Source organism: Metallibacterium sp. (assembly GCF_054637675.1).
This window is the reverse complement of sequence record NZ_JBTSRB010000112.1, coordinates 1-2,788: the sequence shown is the minus strand read 5'-3', so window position 1 is coordinate 2,788 and position 2,788 is coordinate 1. Positions and strand designations below refer to the sequence as shown.

Here is a 2,788-nt window from a genome sequence, read left to right as displayed (position 1 = left end):
TCGATGACCCTGCTGGCGGTGCCCATGGTGCTGCTCTACGAGGCCGGCGTGCTGGTCGCCGCCATGCTGGTGCGGCAGAAGGCCAAGCGCGCCACGCAGCACCAGGACGAAGACTCGCGCTGAGGGCGCTTCAACGCACGGATGTGGCCGGAGCCGGCAGCGTGCGCGTCGCCGCCAGCGCCTGCAGCACGTGCAGGGCCTGATCCAGCCACCAGTCCTCGGCAGCCAGCGCGCCCGTGCCGCCGCTGCTGGCGGCCACGCCGCCGTTGCCGCCGAGATGCCCGGGCAGGTCGGCCTCACGGCTGCTCAGCTCGGGCGACTTGCTGACGCTGACTTGCAGGTTGTCGGCCAGTTCGATGTCAGGCGTTATGCCACGCGCCTGGATGGAGTCGCCATCGGGCGTGTAGTAGCGCGCCGTGGTCAGCTTCACCGCGTCGCCGTCGGGCAGCGGCAGCACGCTTTGCACCGAGCCTTTGCCGAAGCTGCGCCGGCCCATGAGCACGGCGCGGTGATTGTCCTTCAGCGCGCCGGCGACGATCTCGGCGGCGGAGGCGGTACCGCCGTCGATCAGCACCACCAGCGGCGCGCCGTGCAGCAGATCGCCGGGCGTGGCACGGAAAATCGTGTCGGACTGCGGCAGACGCCCGCGCGTGCTGACGATCACGCCGGAATCGAGAAAATCGTCGGCCACCGCCACCGCCGCGGTGACCAGCCCGCCGGGATTCGAGCGCAAGTCCAGCACCGCGCCCTTGAGCGGGCCGTCCTTGCGTTGCAGCGCATCGATCTGGCGCTGCAGTTCGCTGGTGGTATCGGCCTGGAACTGGCTGACACGCACATAGGCAAAACCCGGCGCCAGCAGGCGCGAGCGCACGCTGGGCACCTGGATGGTTTCACGCACCAGACGCAGGTTGATTGGCTGGCTGGCGTCGGCGTGCAGGATGGTCAGTGTGATCACGCTGCCGGGCTTGCCGCGCAGCGCATCCAGCGCGGCATCCAGCGCGTCCGGATCGATGGCCTTGCCGTCGATGCCGAGAATGATGTCGCCGGCGCGGATGCCGGCCTTTTGCGCGGGCGTGCCGTCGATCGGCGCGATGATGCGCAGCGTGCCCTTGACCTCGGCCACCTCGATGCCCAGTCCGGCGTATTCACCGCTGGTGTCCTCGTCGAGCTGGTGCAGCGCCTTGGCGTCGAGGAATTCGCTGTGCGGATCGAGCCCGGACAGCATGCCGCGCAACGCCGACTGCATCAGCGCGTGATCGCTCACCGGATCGACGTAGGCCTGCTTGATGATCTCGAACACACGGGTGAAGGTGGCGATGTCCTTGAGATCCGGTCCGGCATTCGCGGCTTGCGCCGAGCTCGCGGCGGCAGGCGCGGCGGTGGTGCTTGCTGGCGCGGGTGATACGGCATCGGCCGCGGCGCAAGCGCCCGGCAGCAGAAAAGCAAGAACGATCAGCAGGCGGCGCATCGCGGACTCCGGCAACTGCCGGCATTATGCCCGTGCCGTGCGCGCGCCATGGCGCATCAATCGCCCAGTGCAGCACGCCCACGCCCAAGCAGTGCCAGTTCCTGCGCCATGCCTGCGGCAGTACAGGTCGGGTGCGCCAATGGCCAGAGACGCCAGTCAGCCCCGCTATGCGCCACGGCCATGCGGGCTCTCAGCGCGGCGTCAGCCACGTGCGCGGGTCCACCGGCTGGCCGGCGTGGCGCAGCGCGAAGTACACGCCATCGAAACCCGCCGCCGGCGTGCCGGCGGTGGCGATCACCTGCCCCGGACTCACCCAGTCACCGACCTGTACCAGCAGGCTTTCGTTGTTGCCGTACAGCGTGATCCAGCCGTCGCCCTGATCGACCACCACCAGCATGCCGAAGCCGCGCAGCCAATCGGCATAGGCGACGCGACCATTGGCCACTGCGTGCACCTTGCTGTGCGTGCCGGGCGCGATCAGCAACCCGCCCTGCCAGGCGCGCGCGCTGCCCGTCAGCGGCCACGGCAGATGACCCTTGAGTTGCGCGAATGGCACATTGCCGGGCAACTGCTTGGGGATGTCCGCGAAGATGTCGCGCAGCCGCGCCAGCAGGCTTTGCAAGTCGCGCTTCTGCTGCGCCAGCGCGGCGAGTTTGTCGCCCTGATCGCGGTAGCGCGCCGCCGCCTGCGCGCGCAGGCCTTGCAGTTTGCCGCGCGCATCGCGCTGCGCCAGCTCGCTGGCTTGCGCCGCGTTTTGCGCCTGCGCGAGCTGCCGTTGCTGCGCCGCCAGCGCCGCTTGCTGCGCATGCAATTGCTTGAGCGTCGCCAGCAGCGACTGGATTTGCGCCAGACGCTGGCGCTGGAAATACTGCGAGTAGGCCAGCGCGCGCGTCAGATGCGCCAGATCGGCATCACCCAGCAGCACGCGCAGATCGGAATCCGGCCCCAGTGCGTAGGCCGCGCGCAGCAGCGCGCCCAGCGCCTCGCGCTGTTGCGCCAGACGCGCCTGCTGCGTGCTCACGGCAGCTTGCAGCGCAACGAGTTTTTGCTCACTGGCCCGCAGTGCTGCCGCGGCCTGCTCGCGTTGCGTGGCCGCCTTGGCCAGCGCCTGCGAGGCCTGCGCGATCTCGCCATCCAGTACATCGCGCTGCGTGGCGGTTTGCTTCTGCGCCGCGGCCAGCGCAACGATTTGCCGCTTGACCCGATCAAGCTTGGCGTTGGCCGTGGCCTCCTGCTGCTTGCGCGCGGCATCGCCGGGCGGCGCGTTCTGCGTCATGGCCAGCGTCAACGGCGCGAACAACAGCAGGGCAAGGGCGACGA

2 protein-coding genes are annotated in these 2,788 nt (G+C 69.4%); both read right to left on the bottom strand.

Going from position 1 to position 2,788, the window contains the following annotated elements; translation table 11 throughout:
* Positions 1–130: 130 nt before the first annotated feature.
* On the bottom strand, positions 131–1,468 hold the full coding sequence (locus ACYDAT_RS16075; protein WP_461439302.1) for a S41 family peptidase: 1,338 nt from the start codon (positions 1,466–1,468) through the stop codon (positions 131–133).
* Between the two features lie 190 nt (positions 1,469–1,658).
* Positions 1,659–2,788, bottom strand: a 1,130-nt coding sequence (locus tag ACYDAT_RS16070) for a murein hydrolase activator EnvC family protein (protein ID WP_461451448.1), incomplete at its 5' end; no start/stop codon positions are given.